At 75.5% G+C, this 14,307-nt stretch carries 12 protein-coding genes; 10 read left to right on the plus strand and 2 right to left on the minus strand.

Annotation, left to right across the window (positions count from 1 at the left end; all coding sequences use genetic code 11):
* Positions 1-10: 10 nt before the first annotated feature.
* Together E4U92_RS08315 and E4U92_RS08320 are read left to right on the plus strand one after the other, a co-directional pair.
* Positions 11-2,581: a SpoIIE family protein phosphatase gene (locus E4U92_RS08315; RefSeq protein ID WP_137300121.1), complete on the plus strand. Its 2,571-nt coding sequence runs from the start codon at positions 11-13 to the stop codon at positions 2,579-2,581.
* A 150-nt stretch (positions 2,582-2,731) separates the two neighbouring features.
* Positions 2,732-3,124 carry an STAS domain-containing protein gene (locus tag E4U92_RS08320; RefSeq protein ID WP_137299655.1) on the plus strand — a complete coding sequence of 131 codons (393 nt, stop codon included), beginning with the start codon at positions 2,732-2,734 and terminating at the stop codon, positions 3,122-3,124.
* Between the two features lie 249 nt (positions 3,125-3,373).
* On the opposite strand, the gene E4U92_RS08325 is transcribed toward E4U92_RS08320, so the two are convergent.
* Positions 3,374-3,847 carry a MarR family winged helix-turn-helix transcriptional regulator gene (locus tag E4U92_RS08325; RefSeq protein WP_168373568.1) on the minus strand — a complete coding sequence of 158 codons (474 nt, stop codon included), beginning with the start codon at positions 3,845-3,847 and terminating at the stop codon, positions 3,374-3,376.
* Between the two features lie 99 nt (positions 3,848-3,946).
* Between E4U92_RS08325 and E4U92_RS08330 the strand changes: the two genes are divergently transcribed.
* The 6 genes from E4U92_RS08330 (at position 3,947) to E4U92_RS08355 (ending at position 9,855) form a co-directional block, all read left to right on the plus strand.
* Complete coding sequence (locus E4U92_RS08330; protein ID WP_174863757.1) at positions 3,947-5,122, plus strand: PP2C family protein-serine/threonine phosphatase; 1,176 nt, start codon at positions 3,947-3,949, stop codon at positions 5,120-5,122.
* 216 nt (positions 5,123-5,338) lie between these two features.
* Positions 5,339-6,235 carry an STAS domain-containing protein gene (locus E4U92_RS08335; protein WP_137299657.1) on the plus strand — a complete coding sequence of 299 codons (897 nt, stop codon included), beginning with the start codon at positions 5,339-5,341 and terminating at the stop codon, positions 6,233-6,235.
* The gene (locus E4U92_RS08340; protein ID WP_137299658.1) at positions 6,232-6,648 is read left to right on the plus strand and encodes an STAS domain-containing protein; all 417 of its coding nucleotides are present in this window, start codon (positions 6,232-6,234) and stop codon (positions 6,646-6,648) included. Before E4U92_RS08335 ends, E4U92_RS08340 begins: the two co-directional genes overlap by 4 nt.
* A complete protein-coding gene (locus E4U92_RS08345) occupies positions 6,645-7,091 on the plus strand; it encodes an anti-sigma regulatory factor (RefSeq protein WP_137299659.1) in 447 nt (148 codons plus the stop codon). Before E4U92_RS08340 ends, E4U92_RS08345 begins: the two co-directional genes overlap by 4 nt.
* Complete coding sequence (locus E4U92_RS08350) at positions 7,088-8,134, plus strand: ATP-binding SpoIIE family protein phosphatase (RefSeq protein WP_137299660.1); 1,047 nt, start codon at positions 7,088-7,090, stop codon at positions 8,132-8,134. Before E4U92_RS08345 ends, E4U92_RS08350 begins: the two co-directional genes overlap by 4 nt.
* Positions 8,131-9,855: a PP2C family protein-serine/threonine phosphatase gene (locus E4U92_RS08355; protein ID WP_137299661.1), complete on the plus strand. Its 1,725-nt coding sequence runs from the start codon at positions 8,131-8,133 to the stop codon at positions 9,853-9,855. The genes E4U92_RS08350 and E4U92_RS08355 overlap by 4 nt, the downstream gene beginning before the upstream one ends.
* A gap of 46 nt (positions 9,856-9,901) precedes the next feature.
* Here the strand turns inward: E4U92_RS08355 and E4U92_RS08360 are convergent, their stop codons facing one another.
* Entirely contained in the window at positions 9,902-10,375 is a 474-nt protein-coding gene (locus E4U92_RS08360) for a MarR family winged helix-turn-helix transcriptional regulator (protein ID WP_229862465.1), read from the minus strand.
* A 243-nt stretch (positions 10,376-10,618) separates the two neighbouring features.
* Between E4U92_RS08360 and E4U92_RS08365 the strand changes: the two genes are divergently transcribed.
* The gene (locus tag E4U92_RS08365; RefSeq protein ID WP_137299662.1) at positions 10,619-11,986 is read left to right on the plus strand and encodes an NAD(P)/FAD-dependent oxidoreductase; all 1,368 of its coding nucleotides are present in this window, start codon (positions 10,619-10,621) and stop codon (positions 11,984-11,986) included.
* A 63-nt stretch (positions 11,987-12,049) separates the two neighbouring features.
* On the plus strand, positions 12,050-14,299 hold the full coding sequence (locus E4U92_RS08370; RefSeq protein WP_229862461.1) for an FUSC family protein: 2,250 nt from the start codon (positions 12,050-12,052) through the stop codon (positions 14,297-14,299).
* The last annotated feature ends 8 nt before the right edge of the window (positions 14,300-14,307 follow it).

Raw genomic sequence — 14,307 nt, forward strand, 5'->3', positions numbered from 1 at the left:
CACTGTGACCATGTCCCGACCGCCGCACGAGAGCGCGGCGCCGCCGGAGCGGCCCGCGCCGACCGGCGAGGCCCGCTCCGACGACGCCCCGTCCGACGACGTCCTGTCCGTCACCGCCCCGGACACCCCGTCCGCCGCTCCCCCGCCGGCCGGCACGGAGGAGGCCGGCCGGTCCGACGGCCTCAGCCCCGTCGGCCGGCTCGCCGCCACCGTGGAGCGCCTGCGGCGCGAGGTGCGCGCCGCGCAGGCCGAGGCGGAGGGGCGCGCCCTGGTCGAGCTGGCCAAGGGCGTCCTGGTGGAGCGGCTGGGCTGCGGTCCCGCCGCCGCGGCCCGCCACCTCACCGACCTGGCCGAGCAGACGGGCGTGACGCCGCTCGAGCTGGCCGTGGACGTGATCAACCAGTCCGCCCAGGACCGGCTGTCCGAGGTGACGCTCGGCTTCCTCGACACCGTCGCCGGGCGGGCCCGCGCAGCGGAGGAGGCCGAGGCGGCGGTACGGCTGCGCACCGCGGAGAGCGGGGCGCTGGCGGCCCAGGACACCCAGGCGGTCGCCGACTCGCTGCTCCAGCACGCGCTCGGTCCCCTCGGCGCCGTGGCCGTGGCGATCTGGGCGGCCGGCCCCGACGGCTCCCTCACCCTGGCCGGCAGCGCCGGCTTCGCGCCCGGCGAGTCCGCCCGCTGGCACTACGTACCGCCGGACGTGGCGACCGTGGCCCGCCGCGGGCTGACCGAGCGCACCGGCCACTGGGTCGAGTCGCTCGCCCGGACGGGCCTGCCCTCCATCGGACGGCACCTCTACCCCGAGGGCGGCCGGGTGGCGCTGCCCGCCGGGACCGGCGGCCGGGTCCACGGCGTCCTGGAGATCGTCTGGCCCTCCCCGCTCGTGCCGCAGCCGCCCCAGGTGGTCCGGCAGATGGAGGCGCTGGCCGAGCTGTGCGCCCACACCCTGGAGACGTCACGGCCGCCGCAGGCGTCCGAGCGCCCGCCCGGCCCGCTGCCCGACGCCACGGAATTGATGGACCTCGCGGACGGGCTGCACGACCCGGCGCTGGTCCTCGTGCCGCACCTCGACAGCGCGGGCGGGCTCGCCGACTTCCGCATCCAGCACGTCAACAGCCGCTTCCTCGACCCCGCGGGCCGCTCCCGGGCCGTCGTCAACGGCGCGCTGCTGCTGGAGGCCTACCCGATGGCCGCCGGGGAGAGCGAGCTGTTCCAGCGCATCGAGCGCGTCTACGCCACCGGGGAGCCGTTCCGCGCCCGGCGCATGGGGCTGACCGCGCTGGTGGACGAGGTGCCGCTCGCGGCGACCGCCGACATCAGCATCAGCCGGCACGGGAGCTGTGTGCTGCTCATCTGGCGGATCGAGGACGAGACGGCCCGCCTGGCGAGCCTGCTCCAGCACGCCCAGCGCCTGGGCCGCATCGGCGGCTTCGAGGAGAACCTGCTCACGGGCGAGATCACCTGGAACGGCCAGATGTTCGTCCTGTACGGCCGTCCCGAGTCCAGCCCGCCGGTGCCGCTGGAGCGGCTGGCCGCGCACGCCCACCCCGACGACGCGGTCACCATCGGCCGCTTCCTGCGCACCCTGCTGCACCACCGGCGCCCCGCGTCGGCGGCGTTCCGGCTCCAGCGGCCCGACGGCGTGACCCGGCACATGCGGGTCGTCGCCGAGCCGGTCCTGGACACCGACGGCCGCCCGGTCGCGCTGCGCGGCGCCTACCAGGACATCTCCTCCCAGCACTGGACGGAGGTGGCGCTCGCCGCGACCCGCGACCAGCTCGCGCACACCGAGCAGCAGGCGCACGAGCGCAACCGGCTCACCCTCCAGCTCCAGCACGCGATCATGCCGCCGGCGCACAACACACCGCTGGAGGTCCCCGGTCTCCAGGTGGCCGTGCGCTACCGGCCCGCCGAGGAGGAGCAGCTCGTCGGCGGCGACTGGTACGACGCCGTACGGCTGCCCTCGGGGCTGGTGATGCTGTGCGTGGGCGACGTGGCCGGGCACGGCATAGAGGCCGCTACCAGCATGGTGGTGCTGCGCAACGCGCTGCGCGGGCTGGCGGTGACCGGCGCGGGACCGGGCCAGCTGCTGTCGTGGCTGAACATCGTGGCGCACCACCTCACCGGCGCCGTGACGGCGACCGCGGTGTGCGGGCTGTACGACCCCGGCCGGGGCACCCTGCGCTGGGCGCGGGCGGGGCACCTCCCGCCGGTCCTGGTGAACGGGGAGGCGGCGGTCCCGCTGCCGCTGGTGAAGGGGCTGCTGCTGGGCGCCGTACCGGAGACGCGGTACGAGGAGGGCGAGCTGTCGCTGGCGGCCGGGGACACGCTGCTGATGTACACCGACGGCCTGATCGAGCGGCGCGACCGTTCGGTGGAGGAGTCGCTGAGCCACCTGCTCAGCACGGCCCGGACCGTCCCGCCGACGCTCGACCAGCAGCTCGACCGGCTGCTGGTGCACAGCAGGTCGGACACGGACGACGACACCTGCATCGTCGGCATCCGGGTCGGTCCGCGCACGTCGGACACCGAGGAGCCGCGCTCCGGGGAGTCCGGCGACCGGGAGTTCCGGGACGCATGAGCCGCCCGTTCGGGGGTATCCGCTGGTGCGCGGTGACAGGCCGGGACCGCGGGCGGACAGAGGTGCCGTACGGCCTCTCTGTCCTCCTCCGGGTCGCATCGGAGCGACCTCCCGGGAGTCACCCGAGACCGTCTGTATTCGGAGGTTTTCGTGGCCATCGCCCACAACCCGCTGTCCGTCGAGGTGTCCCTGCCCCGTGAGGACGTCGCCCTGGTCCGGGTGGAGGGCCATCTCGATCTGGACACCGCCACCGAGTTCCAGGCCCATCTGGCCAACCAGCTCCACCACGGCCGCAAGCACTTCCTGCTGGACCTGTCCGAGGTCCCGTTCATGGACTCGTCCGGCATGAACATCATCCTGCGCGTCTACCAGGAGGCCCGTGAGCTGCCCGGCAGCGTGCACGTGATCAACCCGACGGCGCCCGTGCGGCGGGTCCTGGACCTGACCGGCGTGAGCCTGACGGTGCCGATCTCCGAGAAGGTGGACGAGGCGCTGGCCCTGATCGACCAGGGGCTGCCGCAGGCCGAGGCCCCCGACAGCTGAACCGTCGGGCGCCGTGCGGCCGCGTGGCCGTGCGGTCGCCCGGACGCGGCGCGGGGCGGTGGGTGGGCGATCCGGGGTGTCCGCCACCCCGACACTTGCCGTCCGGCAACTGTGTGCGGGGGGCAACAACGACATGAGGGCGAGTCAGCGGGAGGAACCAGGGATGGACCGGTGGTCGGGGCGGGCTCCCCGTGCCTGCGCGGCACCGGCCGGCGGCGGTCGGCCGGCGTCCGGCGCCGCGGCCGGGGCTCAGGCGCTGCGGGCGCCGGCGGCGCCGTCGCTCTCGTGGATCTGGTCGGCCGCGGCGAGGCAGAACGCCTCCAGCCCGTGCAGCAGCTCGGCGCGCCGGGCGGCCGGCATCTGCTCCAGCACCGACTCCAGCGCGCTCTCCCGGCGCCGGCGCAGGACGGTCAGGAAGGACCGCCCGCGGTGGCTGAGGTACAGCTCCAGCTCGCGGCGGCTGCCGGCGGCGGACCGGCGCTCCACGAAGCCCACCGCCTGGAGCCGGTCGCACAGCCGGCTCGTGGACGACGGTGAGGACCCGAGGGTCTCGGCGAGCGTGCGCAGGTTGATGCCCTCGTGGTGTTCCAGGATGAAGAGCACCCGTAGCTGCGAGGCGGAGACGGGCGTCGTGGAGGCGCGGCCCCACAGGACTCCGAGCAGCTCGGCCGCCTCCGAGGTCACACGGGCCACCTGGTCGGGTTCCGGAGAGGAGGGCGACATCACGGTGACACTCTCGCAGGGTTCCCCGGGCCTGTCAGCCCGCACGTTCCCGCGGCCCGCGCGCCGCGCCCTCCCGCGAAGAACGGCGCACCCGGCATCGTGAACGCGATCGTGGCCGCCGAACGCGCGCTGCGCACCGCGGCACCCCACCAGCTCCCGGCAGCCCTCGGCGCCGCCCTGCGGGCGGAGTACGGCGCGGAGTCGGTCTGCCTGCTGCTCGCCGACTACGGACTGACCGCGCTGCTCCCCGTGCCCGACGGCTCGTCCCCCGCGGGCGACCCGGTGCCGCTGCACTCCGGCCCGGCCGGACGCGCCTACGGCGCCCAGCAGCCCCAGCGCGAGGACCGGGACGGCGGCCGGACGCGCCTGCACCTGCCGGTGAGCGTGCGCGGCGACCGGCTGGGCGTGCTGTCGGTCGTGCTGCCCCGGGAGGCCGCCACGCCGGAGGCCGTGGCCGAGCTGACCGAGCTGGCGGGGACGCTGGGCCACGAGCTGGTGGTCGCCGAGCGCGACACCGACGTCTACGCACGTGCCCGCCGCACCGACCGCCTCACCCTGGCGGCGGAGATGCAGTGGCAGCTCCTGCCCGCGCGCTCCTGCGCCCGGCGCGAGTACGCGCTGGGTGCCCAGCTCGAGCCCGCCTACTCGGTCTTCGGGGACAACTTCGACTGGTCCGCCGACGACGGCCGCCTGACGGTGTGCGTGACCAACGGCATGGGTGAGGGCATGGCGGCCGCCCTGCTCACCAGCCTCGGGATCAACGCGCTGCGCAACGCCCGCCGGGCCGGCGTCCCGCTCGCCGACCAGGCGTGCCTGGCCGACCAGGCGATCCACGCCCACCACCGCGGGGCGGCCCACCTGTCCGTCCTGCTGGTGGAGGTCGAGCTGGCGACCGGCCGCGCGCAGGTGGTCGACGCCGGGTCGCCGCGGATGCTGCTCCAGCGCGACCGGACGCTGAGCACCGTGAAGCTGGAGGCGCAGTTGCCCCTCGGCATGTTCGAGGAGACGGACTACGTCGCCCAGGAGCTGCTCCTGCGGCCCGGCGACCGGCTGCTGTTCGTCAGCGACGGGGTGCACGCCGTCGCCGGGCCGGGGGGCGAGGCGTACGGAGAGCGGGCCCTGGCCCGGGCGGTCACCTCGGCCGCGCTGCTGCCGGCCGCCGAGGTGCCGGCGGCGGTGCTGCGGGAGCTGCGCGCCCACCGCGGCAGGCCCGAGGGGGACGACGACGCGGTGGTGGTGTGCCTGGACTGGTTCGGCAGGGAACCGGACCCCTAGACGCCCGCCCACCCGTCACGGATACCGAACGGACGTACGAGATTCGCGCAGTTCTCCCCGGGAGCCGCTCGGTGGGGCACACCACAGGGTTCACCCCGATGGACCGAGTGCCGCCGGGCAGGAGCCAGTGGTTAGGGTTGTCGCCCGGCAAAGATCGCTGACGACCCCGCCACCGGCGGGACGCAGCCGCGCAACGCAGACGGAGGAGTGAAGCAGGTGCCGGAACACGAAGCGCTGCACCAGCACGAATCGCCGGCCCGCGAGGTCGCGGCCTTCCTGCGCCGCCGCAGGGAGCAGATCGCCCAGCGGTGGGCCGACGAGGCGCTGTTCCGCAGCGTGTTCACCGTGTCCCGGGACGAGGCGGTGGAGGCCGGCCGGGTCGTCGTCGACGCCCTCGCGCAGGTCGCCGAGTCCGAGCGGGTCGAGGACCCGGACGCCGCGGCGTTCACCGTGGTCCGCGAGCAGCTCGCCGGGATGGCCGCGGCCCGCTCCCGGTACGGTCTGAGCGCCGCCCAGGTGTCACGGGAGGTGGACGCCCTGCGGGTGGCCCCGACGGACCTCCTCGTCACCGACCTGGCGGACGCGCCCGCCGAGCACCTGCGCGCCTGCACCACCGCCCTGACCGTCCTGACCGGCACCCTGCGGCTGGTGGTGCTGGACACCGCGCTCAGCGAGGGCCAGGCGCTCATCGACCGGCAGCGGATGCAGCTCCTGGAGGTGGCCACGCCCGTGATCCGGCTGTGGGACGGCATCGTCGCCGTACCGCTCATCGGGACCCTGGACAGCGCCCGCAGCCAGGTGGTCATGGAGACGCTCCTGGAGGCGGTCGTCGCCGAGCAGGCGCACTTCGCCATCCTCGACATCACCGGGGTGCCCACGGTCGACTCGCTGGTGGCCCAGCACCTGATGAAGACGGTCGCGGCCGTCCGGCTGATGGGCGCGGAGTGCGTGGTGTCGGGCATCCGCCCGGCCATCGCGCAGACCATCGTCCAGCTCGGCCTCGACCTGGGCACCGTGGTGACCCGCGCCAGCCTGGCCGACGCCCTCGGGTACGCGCTGCGCGGCCTGGACGCGGACATCGTCCAGGCGCCGGGCGGTGCGAGCAAGCGGTGAACGACGGCTTCCTCTCCGCCGGCACCGGGGCCGTCCCGGTGCTGAAGCTGGGCGACGTCCTCCTGGTGACCCTGCCGGGCGACCTGCACGACGGGCTCGCCCAGCAGCTCCAGCAGGACATCGGCGAGGCCATCACCCGGCACCGGGTCGGCGGGGTGGTCATCGACATCTCCGGGGTCGAGATCGTCGACTCCTTCCTGGGCCGGGTGCTGGCCGAGATCGCCGCGGGCGCCCGGCTGCTGGCCGCGCGGACGGTGGTGGCGGGCATGCGCCCCGCCGTCGCCCTCACGCTGGTCGAACTGGGCCTGACCCTGCCGGGCCTGCGCACCGCGCTCAGCGCCGAGGCGGCCATCGAACTGCTGGGTGGCCCGGGCGTGGTGCGGCCGGCCGGTCGTCGCCGGGAGGACGGATGAGCGACACGGCCGCCCGGATCGACGCCCGCCTGCCGATCAGGTCGGACATGGACCTGGTGTGGGTGCGCCAGCACGTCCGGCAGGCCGCCGCCCTGCTCGGGTTCAGCCTGGTCGAGCAGACCAAACTGGTCACGGCGGCCAGCGAACTGGCCCGCAACACGCTCGTCCACGGCGGGGGCGGCGAGCTGCGGGTCGCGCGGGTCACCGAGGGCACCGCGCAGGGGCTGCGGCTCACCTTCAGCGACCAGGGGCCCGGCATCGCCGACCTGGAGCAGGCGCTGCGCGACGGCTTCACCTCCGGCGACGGGCTGGGCATGGGCCTGGGCGGCGCACGGCGCCTGGTGCACGAGTTCTCGATCGACAGCACACCGGGCGTCGGCACCGTGGTCACCGTGACCTCGTGGGCCGCGCGCACGCCCCGGCCCCGGCAGGAGATGTCGTGACCCGGGTGTGGGACGTGCCCGTGCGCGACGCGACCCGGGTGCGCGACGCGCGGCTGGCCGCGGAGGGCGCCGCCGCGCTGGCCGGCCTGGACGCCGAACGCACCCAGGACGCGGTGCTGGTCGCCACGGAGCTGACCACCAACCTGCTCAAGCACGCGCAGGGCGGCCGCCTCCTCGTCGAGGCCGTCGCCCCGCCCGTCCCGCACGAGGACGCGACCGCCGTCGTGCAGATCGCGGCCGTCGACCACGGCCCCGGCATGCCCGACGTGGCGGCCGCCCTGCGTGACGGCTTCTCCACCGCCGGGTCGCTCGGCGCGGGCCTCGGGACCTGCCGGCGGCTGGCCGACGACTTCGACGTGCACAGCGCCGCGGGCCGCGGCACGGTCGCGCTGGCCCGGATAGGGGCCCCGCACCGGCCCGCCACCACGCCGGCCGCCGTCCGCGCCGGCGGGATCAACCTGCCGCTGGCCGGCGCGGAGTGGTCCGGGGACGCCTGGACCTGCGTGCGCGCCGGGGACCGGCTGACCCTGCTGCTGGCCGACGGGCTGGGCCACGGCCCCGACGCCGCCCGGGCCTCCGGCACCGCGGTGAGCGAGGCGCGCCGCTGGGCCGACCTGCCCCCCGCCGAGGTACTGCGCCGGCTGCACGACGCGCTGCGCGGCACCCGCGGGGCGGCCGTCGCGGTGGCCCAGCTCGACGTGCGCCGGGACGAGCTGCGCTTCGCCGGCGTCGGCAACGTGGGCGCCCGCCTCCGCGAGGGCGGCACCTGGCGCTCGCTGGTGTCGCGCCCCGGCATAGTGGGCGCCCACCGCCCCGCGACCATCCCCGAGTCCCGGGCCCCCTGGTCCGCCGACCGGCTGCTGATCCTGTACACCGACGGCCTGCCGAGCCGCTGGGTGCCCCCCGAAGACCCCCGGCTCCAGGTGGCCGACCCCGCGGTCACCGCGGCCGTGGCCGTGCGGGACGCCAGCAGCTCCGCCCGGCCGATGCGCGACGACACCGCCGTGGCCGTCCTGGCCCCGACCCCGCCGGAGCGACGATGAGGCACCAGTGGGAGATCACCTCCGTCACCGACGCCGCCCGGGCGCGGATCGCCACCGCCCGGCTGGCCGCCGCCCTGGGCGTGGCGCCGCTGCCGCGGACCCGGCTCGCCGTCGCGGTCAGCGCCCGGCTGCGGCAGTGCCTGACCAAGGGCGGCGTCTGGCGCCTGACGCTCTCGACGACCGGCTCGGACACGGGCGAGCGCCTGGTGCGGGCCGAGGTGGACGCGGTCCCGCCCGCCGGCGAGCCGCCGTGGCAGACGTCCGTGCCCTGCCCGGAGACGGACGGCGCCGTCCGCGCCGGGTCCGGCGGACACGACCCCGACCTGCTCGCCGAGGCGCTGCTCGGGGCCGACGAGGACACCGCGGTCGTCCTGGACCGGCTCGCCGAGCAGGAGGACCTGGTCGCCTTCCACCGGGAGGAGCTGCACCAGACCAACCAGGGCGTGCTGGCGCTGCACGCCGAGCTGGACGCCGCGGGACGGGCCCAGCGCGAGGCCTTCGCCGCGGAGCGGGCGGCCCGCCAGGAGGCGGAGAACGCGCGGCGCCGGCTGACGTTCCTGGCCGACGCCAGCGCCGTGCTGACCGCGTCGCTGAACCACGAGGAGATCGTGCGGCGGCTGCCGGAACTGCTGGTGCCCCGGTACGCCCGCAGCGTCGACGTGTGGCTGTTCGACACGGAGGAGGACCACGAGCGGCCGCCCGCGCCGCATCCCGCGGCGGCCGTCCGCGCCGCCCGCACCGGCCGCCCCCAGTACGCCGCCGACCACCCCGGCGGCCTGCCCGGGGTCGACGACCATCCGCCTTCCGCGCTGGACCCGGCCCGCCCGCTGCTGTGCGTGCCGCTGCCGACCCGGCGCGCCCCGCTGGGCGTCCTCACGCTGACCCCGCCGGGCGAGCGCTGGGACCCGGACGACGCGGTGATGCTGATCGAGCTGACCCGCCGGGCGAGCATCGCCCTCGACCACGCCCGCCGGTTCGAGCACAACCGGGACATCGCCGAGACGCTCCAGCGGGCCCTGCTGACCGAGCTGCCCACCCGGCAGGGGCTGCGCCTGGCCGCGCGCTACCTGCCGGCCACGTTCGGGTTGAACATCGGCGGTGACTGGTACGACGCCTTCCACCAGCCCGACGGCGGTCTGATCACCGTCATCGGGGACGTCACCGGGCACGGACTGCACGCGGCCGTGATGATGAGCCAGCTCCGCACCGCGCTGCGGGCGTACGCCGTCGACGGCGGGACGCCCGGCCAGCTGCTGACGCGGCTGCACATGTTCCTGCACCACCTCCAGCCCGACCTGTACGCGACGGCGGTGATCGCCCGCTTCCACCCGGACGAACCGGTGCTGACGTGGGCGGCCGCCGGTCACCCGCCGCCGGTGCTGCGCACCCCGGACGGCCGGGTGCACGTCCTGGACGCGCGGCCGGGCGCCATGCTGGGCATTCCCCTGCGCCAGCAGATCCACGACCACCGGGTGCCGCTGCCGCCGGGCTCGACGCTCGCGCTCTACACCGACGGCCTGGTGGAGCGGCGCGCCCAGGGCATAGACCCGGGCATCGAGCGGCTGGCGACGGCGCTGGCCGGCTTCGGCTCCGGGGAACTCCACGCCGACCTGGAGGGCGCGGCGGACCGCATCCTCGATCCGCTGCTGAGCGACTCCGAGCGCGACGACGACGTGTGCCTGCTGCTGTGCCACGTCACCGGCGGCACACCGGCCGGCTGAGGCGGGCCGCCGCTCAGCCGTCACCCCGGGGGGCGTCCCCGGCACCCTACGGCGGCCGCGGGTCCGCGGTGCGGGACCGGTGGAAGGCGGACAGGCCCTGTTCCAGGGCGGCCCGCTGGCCGGGGGTCATGTGCGCGAACACGGCCGCGAGCCCCCGGACCCGCCGCTCGGTGACGTCGGCCAGCACGCGCCGCCCGTACGCGGTCACCGCCAGCCGCACCTCCCGACGGTTGCACGGCGGCACGGTCCGCTCCAGCAGGCCCGCCGCCTCCAGCCGGTCGCACAGCCGGCTGGCGTTGGGCAGGCCCATGCCGAGCTGCCCGGCCAGCGCGGTGAGGTTGATCTCGGGTCTGCGCCCCACGGTCCGCAGCGCGAGAAGCTGCCGCGCCGGGAGCCGCGGCGTGGTTCCGTCCGCCGCCGCCAGCCAGCACGCCACCAGACCCTCCATCGCGTCGACGACCCGCCGCGCGGTCGCCTCCCGCGCCGCCTGCCCGTCGTCGGCGCCCTCTGCGCACCCCACGTCAGTACCCTCCGGCCACCACCGTTTTTGTCATGTACGTCGGGCTACCCGAGGGGCCGGGGCCTACACGGCCCGACCTGCCCGACGAGGTGTTCGAGGACGGCGTTCGTCTGCTCGGCCCGTCCGGGTGGCGCGAGCGGGCCGGGCGCGGTGGGATCGAGGAGGTGCGAAGCCGTCCGGGGCGGGCAGGTGCATGGCGAGGGATCAAGGCAGACCGCAGGAGCCGCAGAAAGAGGGAACGACGTGACACGACCCAGGATTCTGGTGGTGGGCGCGGGCTTCGCGGGAGTGGAGTGCGTCCGGCGCCTGGAACGCAAGCTCTCCCCCGACGAAGCCGACGTCACCCTGGTGACCCCCTTCTCCTACCAGCTCTACCTGCCACTGCTGCCACAGGTCGCCTCCGGGGTGCTCACGCCCCAGTCGATCGCCCTGTCCCTGCGCCGCAGCGCCAGGTACCGCACCCGGATCATCCCCGGCGGCGCGATCGGCGTGGACCTGAAGGCGAAGGTCTGCGTCATCCGCACCATCACCGACCGCATCGTCGACGAGCCGTACGACTACCTCGTGCTCGCCCCCGGCAGCGTGACCCGCACCTTCGACATCCCGGGACTGACGGACAACGCGTTCGGCATGAAGACGCTCGCGGAGGCCGCGTACATCCGCGACCACGTGATCTCCCAGCTCGACCTGGCGGACGCCAGCCAGGACCCGGCCGAGCGGGCCTCCCGGCTGCAGTTCGTGGTCGTCGGCGGCGGCTACGCCGGCACCGAGACCGCGGCCTGCCTGCAGAAGCTGACGCACAGCGCGGTCCGGCGCTACCCGCGCCTCGACCCGAAGCTGATCAAGTGGCACCTGATCGACATCGCGCCGAAGCTGATGCCGGAGCTGGGCGACAAGCTCGGCCGCAGCGCGCAGGAGGTGCTGCGCCGGCGCGGCATCGAGGTCTCGCTCGGCGTGTCCATCGCCAAGGCGGGACCGGAGGAGGTCACCTTCACCGACGGGCGGGTGGTCCCGACCCGCACGCTGATCTGGACCGCGGGCGTCGTGGCGAGCCCGCTGATCGCCACGCTCGGCGCGGAGACGACGCGCGGACGGCTCGTGGTCACCCCGGAGATGACCCTGCCGGGCTCCGACGGGGTGTTCGCGCTCGGCGACTCCGCAGCCGTCCCGGACCTCGCCAAGGGCGAGGAGGGCGCGGTGTGCCCGCCGACGGCGCAGCACGCCATGCGGCAGGGCAAGGCCGTCGCCGACAACGTCATCGCCACGCTGCGCGGCACGCCGTTGCAGCCGTACGAGCACAAGGACCTCGGCCTGGTCGTGGACCTCGGCGGGCGCGACGCCGTGTCCAAGCCGCTGGGGGTCGAACTGCGCGGTCTGCCCGCCCAGGCGGCGGCGCGCGGCTACCATTGGTGGGCCCTGCGCACCGGCGTGGCCAAGGTGCGGGTGGCGACGAACTGGACGCTGAACGCGCTCGCCGGTGACGACTTCGTCCGCACCGGCTTCCAGGCGCGCCGGCCGGCCAAGCTGAAGGACTTCGAGTACACCGACACGTATCTGACGCCCGACCAGGTGCGGGCCCACGTCGAGGGGAGCCGACCCGCCGCCGGGTGACCCGGCCCGCCGTGGCATGCTGATGATCAGGTCCGGGTGCGAGGCGGGAGAGAGTACGGCGGCGTGAGGTCAGCGGAACGGTCGGTGTGGTCCGAGGTGCGCGACCGCGTGGCGGCGTCCGACCCGGGACTGCTGCGACTGGCCGCGGGGCTGCGCACCGTCCTGTCCATCGCGCTGAGCCTGGCCGTGCTGGCCGCCCTTGACGCCGGGGTGACGCACCTGGTGGCCGGCGCGATCGCGGCGATGGTCGCCACGTTCGCCGTCCGGGAGAAGCAGCGCGCGCCGCAGGCCGTCACCCTGGCCCTCGGCCTGCCGGTGGCGCTGGCGTCGGTGTCGCTGAGCGCGCTGCTGAACTCCCGGGTGCTGGCCGGCGACGCCTTCTTCGTGGTGCTCATCTTCTGCGCGGTCTACGGCCGCCGGTTCGGCGACCGGGGCACCGCGCTCGGCCTGATCGGCTTCCAGACGTACTTCGCGTCCCTGTTCGTCGGAGTGACCCCGGCCAGCCTGCCGGGGTTCCTCGGGACCGTGGCGATCGCGTTCGCCTGTGCGGCGCTGGCGCGGTTCGCACTGGTCCCGCAGACCCCGACGGGCATCCTGCTGCGGCTGCGGGAGGCGTTCCGGGCCCGGCTGGCGCAGCTCCTCGAGGCCCAGGCGGACCTGCTGGACGCCGGTCCCGACGACGTCGACCGGGTCCTGCAGCAGGTGCGGGAGGGCACCGCGCGGCTGCACGAGACCGCCATGATGATCCAGGGCCGGCTGGAGGAGGGCACCCCCGACGAGGCGGTGGCGCGGCTGGTGCAGCGCCGCATCGCGGACGCGGAGATCGCCGCCGAGCGGCTCGGACTGCTCCTGCTGACCGCGCGCAGCGCCCGCCGGGCCGACACCCTCACCCTGCACCTGCCGGGCGCCCAGTTGCCCGGGCGGGGCCGGCTCCCGGTGCGCGACGAGGCGAGCGACGCGCTGCGCCGCGACCTCGCGGCCCTCGCGCTGCTCGTGCGGCGCCCGGTGGCCGCGGCGTCCGGGACCGGGCTGGCGCAGGTGCGCAACCGGCTGCTGGGCTACCGCGACGACGAGCACCTGCCGAGCGCGTCACCGGCCGTGCAGGACGTGTTCCGCGGCATCGGCGAGGCGGCCCGCGCCGTGCTGGGCCTGCGCATCGCGCTGGACGGGCCGCAGGACGACGCCGACGACAGTCCGGCGACCGCCCGCTCCCGCGAGGAGCTGGACGCGGAGGACGCCGCGATCGGCGTGGCGGAGGAGACCGAGGAGCCGAGCGAGCCGGAGACGGGGCTGCGCCGGCCCACGACGCGGGCGGCCGTGCAGGTGGCGGTGGGCTCCCTGCTGGCGATCGTCGGCGGCGAGTTCCTGTCCTCGCAGCGCTGGTACTGGGCGGTGCTCACCTGCTGGATCGTCTTCATCAACACCGCCTCCACCGGGGAGATCCTGGTCAAGGGCTACCGGCGGCTGGTGGGCACCGTGCTCGGCGTCGTCGCGGGCATCGTGCTGGCCGGGCTGGTGGGGCACCACACGTGGACGGCGTTCGCGGTGGTGCTGCTGTGCGTGTTCGCGATGTTCTACACCGCTCCCCTGTCGTACACGCTGATGTCCTTCTTCGTGACCGCGGCGCTCGGCGTGCTGTACACGCTGCTGCACACCTACAGCCTGTCGGTGCTGGTGCTGCGGGTGGAGGAGACGGCGCTGGGCGCGGCCTGCGGGGTGGTCGCGGCGGCGCTGGTGCTGCCGGTGCACACGGACCGGCGCACGAACGACCTGCTCACGACGGTGCTGGACCGGCTGACCGAGGTGACCTCGGCCGCCATGGACCAGCTCAGCGGCGGTCCCCCGGTCGACCTGCTGGAGCGGGCCCGGGACCTGGACCAGGCGCTGGCGGACCTGCGGGCCGCCACGCAGCCGCTGACGCACCCGGTGACCCCGCTGCGGACCCGCCGTGAGACGGCCCGGTACGTGGTGGCGCTGCTGGAGACGTGTGCCTATCACGCGCGGTCGCTGGCCGCGACGGCCGAGCTGCTGCCCACGCACCCGTCGATCGCGGCCGATCCGGGGCTGCGGGGCGCCGGGGAGCGCATCCTGCGCAACATCGGGGCGATCGCGGCGCACGTCGGCGACGAGCGCTCGGCGGAGCCGGTGCGCACCGGGCCGAGCATCGCGTCGCTGCTGAATCCGGGGGTGCCGTCGACACCGCGCTACGGGCGGGTCACCGACCGGGTGCTGCGGCACCTGCAGCGCCTCGACGAGGCGGTGGTGGGCCTGGCCCGGCCGCTGGACGTCCCGGTGGCCGCACCGCGGGGGTGAGACCGCAC

It is taken from the genome of Streptomyces galbus (assembly GCF_005280195.1).
GTDB classification, from domain to species: domain Bacteria; phylum Actinomycetota; class Actinomycetes; order Streptomycetales; family Streptomycetaceae; genus Streptomyces; species Streptomyces galbus.